General features: G+C 67.0%; 6 protein-coding genes. 2 read left to right on the top strand and 4 right to left on the bottom strand.

Annotated features, from left to right (window positions below; genetic code table 11):
- Both PHC73_RS11710 and PHC73_RS11715 read left to right on the top strand, forming a co-directional pair.
- A partial coding sequence (locus PHC73_RS11710) for an HAD family hydrolase (protein WP_300128368.1) occupies nt 1-389 on the top strand: 389 nt, incomplete at its 5' end.
- Nucleotides 390-474: 85 nt separating this feature from the next.
- Nucleotides 475-819 carry a DUF1820 family protein gene (locus PHC73_RS11715; protein ID WP_300128370.1) on the top strand — a complete coding sequence of 115 codons (345 nt, stop codon included), beginning with the start codon at nt 475-477 and terminating at the stop codon, nt 817-819.
- A gap of 137 nt (nt 820-956) precedes the next feature.
- On the opposite strand, the gene PHC73_RS11720 is transcribed toward PHC73_RS11715, so the two are convergent.
- The 4 genes from PHC73_RS11720 to PHC73_RS11735 all read right to left on the bottom strand — a co-directional run.
- Nucleotides 957-1,559: a S4 domain-containing protein gene (locus PHC73_RS11720; protein ID WP_300128373.1), complete on the bottom strand. Its 603-nt coding sequence runs from the start codon at nt 1,557-1,559 to the stop codon at nt 957-959.
- A gap of 39 nt (nt 1,560-1,598) precedes the next feature.
- Entirely contained in the window at nt 1,599-1,919 is a 321-nt protein-coding gene (locus tag PHC73_RS11725; RefSeq protein ID WP_300128376.1) for an H-NS histone family protein, read from the bottom strand.
- A gap of 107 nt (nt 1,920-2,026) precedes the next feature.
- Nucleotides 2,027-3,223, bottom strand: coding sequence for an EAL and HDOD domain-containing protein (locus PHC73_RS11730; protein WP_300128379.1), 1,197 nt, complete (start codon nt 3,221-3,223; stop codon nt 2,027-2,029).
- A gap of 123 nt (nt 3,224-3,346) precedes the next feature.
- Nucleotides 3,347-4,572: MFS transporter (locus PHC73_RS11735; RefSeq protein ID WP_300128382.1), on the bottom strand; the 1,226-nt coding region annotated here is incomplete at its 5' end.

Here is a 4,572-nt window from a genome sequence, read left to right on the forward strand (position 1 = left end):
AGGTGGAGCTGTTCGCCGACGTGCTGCCGGTGCTGCATGCGCTGTCTCAGCGGTTCACGCTCGGCGCACTCACCAACGGCAATGCCGACATCGCGCGCACCGGCCTCGACGGCCTGCTGCAGTTTTGCGTGACAGCGCGCGAAACGGGCGTGGCCAAGCCGCACCCGGCCATTTTCGACGCCGCTGCCGCGGCGGCCGGCGTGCCGGCCGAGCACATCCTGCACGTCGGCGACGATCCCGAGCGCGACGTGCACGGCGCCCGCGCCGCCGGCATGCGCACGGTGTGGATCAACCGCGACGGCCGCGCCTGGCCGGGCGGCCCGCCACCGGATGCAGAACTGAACGACCTGCACGGCCTGCCCGGACTGCTGGCGGGCGGGCTGTCGTAAACGGCGCCTCACAGCGACCCGCCGGCGCCGCGCCGTGGCCGCCTCTCTATAATCCCGCCTCAACCCTTTTCAAAGAGCACGCCCCATGGCGGTCCGCAAGAAACGCATCTACAAGGTCATCTTCCACAACCAGGGCAAGCTGTACGAGCTGCACGCCACCGAGGTCAGCCAGGGTGGCATGTTCGGCTTCATCGAAGTGGGCGGCTTTGTGTTTGGCGAAAAAGGCGGCCTGCTGATCGACCCTTCCGAAGAGCGCCTCAAGAGCGAATTCGAACACGTCAAGACCACCTTCATCCCGCTGCACGCGGTGGTGCGCATCGACGAGGTGGAAAAAGAAGGCGCCAACAAGATCAGCAGTCTGTCGGACGACGCCAAGGTGGCGTATCTGCCCTCCCCCATCTACACGCCCGGCGGACGCGGCAAGGATTGACCGCCCTGCGGCCGTCGAGTGGGATCGGCAGCACCGTCAGGCAAACGACTCCGTCGGCCTTTGCCAAGGCCGATGCCGAAAATTCCATCCCAGGAATTTTTCAGCTCGCTGCGGCAAGGGTCAGGCCCGCGCCGCGCTCATTCAGCGCTTTCCTCGCGCAAACGTTGCAGCGCACGCCGCTCATGCTTGCCTGGCCGGCCCTTGCCGACATAACCCGCGGAGCCGGTCAGGGCGCGCTGCGCTCGCAGCGTCTCGCGCCGCGCCAGGCTGTCGGCGGTTTCCTCATACAGCGCGGCCACGTCGCGGGCGGCCACCCGCTGCGCGGCCATGCCGCGAACGATCACCGTCATCGGTTCGCCACCGCGCAGCAGACTGACTTCATCGCCCACCTTCAGTAGCCGGGCCGGCTTGGCCGGCTGACCGTTCACGCGCACCTTGCCGCCATTGACCGCTTCGGTAGCCAGCGTGCGCGTGCGAAAAAGACGACTCACCCACAGCCATTTGTCCAGACGCTGATTCGACTGTGCAGCGGATTGGTGTTCCGATCTCTGCATCCGGTTCCCCGACCTGCCAGCAAGCCAATAAAAAACCGCCGCGACGGTGCCGTCGCGGCGGCATATGTCATGTCGAGAAAACGCTGAAAAATTCAGTCCCTGGAATTGTTCAGCTCGCAGCCACGCGGCACAGGCCCGCGCGGCGCTCAATGAATCAAGGGCTTGGACCGCTTCAGACCGGGACATCCAGCCCCGCTTGGGAAGCCCTGACTGAATCGGTTTCCTTCAGACCGCCAGCTGCTCGGGCGTCTTGCCGGCGGCCAGCGCCTCTTTGAACCACTTCGGCTTCGGGCCGCGGCCATTCCAGGTCTGCGCCGGGTTGGCCGGGTTGCGGTACTTGGCAGCGGCGGTGGTGCGCGTAGCGCGTTTGCGCGACTCGGGGGCGATGATTTCGAAATCGATGCCAACCGACGCCGCCAGCTTGCGCATCTGGGCGATCACTTCGGCACGCTGCTCGCGTTGCCGCTTCTCGAGCGTGCTCTCCGCTTCGGCGATCAGGTGCTGCAGCTCGTCGAGGGAGAAGTTGGATAGGTTGATATTGGGCATAGCGGGGCGACTCCTGATTGGAAACGAATGACGTGATTACTATAAGCCAATCTCGTTTCTCATCACAACGCAGTCGCGGGCGCCGCTTCATTCGGCGCCTCGCACGCTCAGGCCGGTCCCAGCGCCGCCATCGCCTGATTCGCCCAATCGATCGCAACCAGATAGGCATCCGCCGGGGGTGCGAGCGCCACCAGCGCCTCGTTGCCGAAGTCGCCCTGTTCCAGCGCCAATACCGCCTCCAGAATGCGCCCGAACACGCCCTGTCTGTCGAGCAGTGCCGCCTTCACCTCGTCGCTCAATGGCAAATCATTCAGCAGCGCATCGAGCGGCCGATCGAGCAGCGCATCCAGACCCGAAAAGAGCCCGACCGTGAATGCCGTTTCGGCATTGCCACGCCCCGGCGGGGCCAGATTGGCGCAGCAGCGCGCCCGCGCCAACAGGGTGCTCGTGAGTTCGGTCGGCTTGTCGTCGAAACCGGTCAGCGCCAGCAGAGTCGCCATGTCGCGCAGGCGCCGCTGTCCCAGTATCACCGCGGCCTGGGCGATGGAATTGATTTGTCGCGGCAAGTTCAGGGCGGCGGAATTGGCATAACGCAACAGCCGATAGCTCAACGACACGCTGCGCTGCACCACCGCCTGCACATCGGACAACTCCGAGCGCGGATCGTGCAGCACCGCCAGCAACTGCAGCACGCCGAGCCGGTCTTCGCCCAGCGCGCGCCCGGCAACGATCTTTGGCCTGGCAAAGAAATAACCCTGATAAAGGTCGAAGCCCAGCGCCTGGCATTGCACCAGCTGTTCGTGGGTTTCGACCTTCTCGGCCACCAGCGCCACCGGATAGGCGCGCAATTGGGCGACATGCTCGGCCAGCTCCTGCGCCGGCACGGCGGCCAGGTCCACCTTGACGAAATGCGCCCGCTGGAGCAAAGGCAGGGTGCCCTCGTGGACCAGCAGATCGTCGACCGAGATGCCGTAACCGGCAGCACGCAGCCGGTCCAGCCGGGCCAACGCCGCATCGTCGAAATCCTCGTCCGGCAACAGTTGCAATACCAGCCGGGCCGGGTCGAACAGGCGCAGCAGCTCACCGTCGAGCAACTCCGGCGTGACGTGCACGAAGGCGCGCGCCTTGCCGACCACTCGCTCCACGCCCATCTCGAGAAAGGCATTGATGAGCACCGCGGCCGACGCGCGGGCGTCGCCGCGATCGGCGTAGTCCTTGTTGGCGGAGCGATACAGCAGCTCGTAAGCAACCGGTTTCAGGTCGCGATTGAAAATGGGCTGACGGCCCAGATAGACGGTACGCATCGACGCGCGGACTCCACAAAAGGGTGAGCCGAACCATCACCACAAAGCGAGGTTCAATGTGGTTTTATCGACCGCCCGCCTGCGCACTTGATGCACGCGCCGCGGCGCGGTGCACGCCCGCGCTCAGCTCACCCGGCGCGGCGCGGCCGTATCGCGCAGCGCGGCGATGGCCGCCGCGGCCACCAGTAGCGGCGCCCCGAACACCAGGAAATAGACCGCAAAACGCGGCTGCAGTATGGCCAGCCAGCCACCCGCCAGCGGCCCGAATATGGACCCGATACGTCCCCAGGCCTGTGCCCAGCCGACGCCGGTGGCGCGTACCGCGCTCGGGTATACCTGCGTGGCGATCGGGTACAGGCCGCACTGGGCCGCGCCCGCGAACAGCCCGGTCGCCAGACACGCACCCGCCACCACGCCGTACCGCCCCTCGCCCAAACCGATGGCCATGATGGCCAACGCGCCCAGCGCAAAAAACGTCGCCAGCATGCGGCGTGGATCGCGGCGCGCCGACAGCCAGGCCAGGGCAAGCGCCCCCAGCACGCCGCCGATGTTGAACATGACCGTGGTGCGAATGGCCTTGGGCAGCGACACGCCGCCATCCACCAGCAGCTTGGGCAGCCAGTTCATCAGGAAGAACAGCACCAGCAGGTTGATGAAAAACGCCAGCCACAGCAGCAGCGTGTTGCGCGCCCGCCCGCCACGGAACAGCGCATCGGCGCCGCCGCGCGCGGGCGGCTCGGGCAGGTCGTAGCGGTCCTGGGCGGCGTAGGCGCCGGCGGCATCGAAGCGCCCGAGCAGCCGCGCCAGCGCCGCCCCGCCGCCGTGCCGACGCGCCAGGTACTGCGGCGACTCCGGCAGCCAGCGCAGCAGCAGCAACACCAGAACCAGCGGCAGGCCGCCGCCCACGCAGAACATGGCCCGCCAGCCGTGCTCGACCACCAGGCCGCCGGCAATTACGCCGCCAAGCAGCCCGCCGACCGAAAAGCCGATATACATCAGCGTGATCAGCAGTGGACGATGGCGCACCGGGGCGCACTCGGCGACCAGCGTCACGGCGTTCGGCAGCGCGCCACCGAGGCCCAAACCGGTCAGCAGGCGCAGCACCAGCAACGACCTGATGCCGGAAGCCAGAGCCGTCGCCAACGTGCCCAGCCCGAACAAGGCGACGCAGAAAATCATGGTGCGGCGGCGGCCGAGCCGGTCACCCAGCGTGCCGAACAGCAGCGCGCCGCCGGTCATGCCCAGCAGCGCGGCGCTGAACACCGGCCCCAGGCGATCGTTGCCGATGCCGAACTCGGCGGCGATCTGCGGCGCCGTGAAGCCGATGATCTGCGCATCGAGCCCATCGG

Source organism: Immundisolibacter sp., assembly GCF_028696615.1.
Classification (GTDB): Bacteria; Pseudomonadota; Gammaproteobacteria; order Immundisolibacterales; family Immundisolibacteraceae; genus Immundisolibacter.

What these genes read in the sequence shown, in the direction of transcription:
- PHC73_RS11715 (WP_300128370.1), top strand. Translation starts at nt 475, where the DNA reads ATGGCGGTCCGCAAGAAACGCATCTACAAGGTCATCTTCCACAACCAG.
- PHC73_RS11720 (WP_300128373.1), bottom strand. Translation starts at nt 1,559, where the DNA reads ATGTCCCGGTCTGAAGCGGTCCAAGCCCTTGATTCATTGAGCGCCGCG.
- PHC73_RS11725 (WP_300128376.1), bottom strand. Translation starts at nt 1,919, where the DNA reads ATGCCCAATATCAACCTATCCAACTTCTCCCTCGACGAGCTGCAGCAC.
- PHC73_RS11730 (WP_300128379.1), bottom strand. Translation starts at nt 3,223, where the DNA reads ATGCGTACCGTCTATCTGGGCCGTCAGCCCATTTTCAATCGCGACCTG.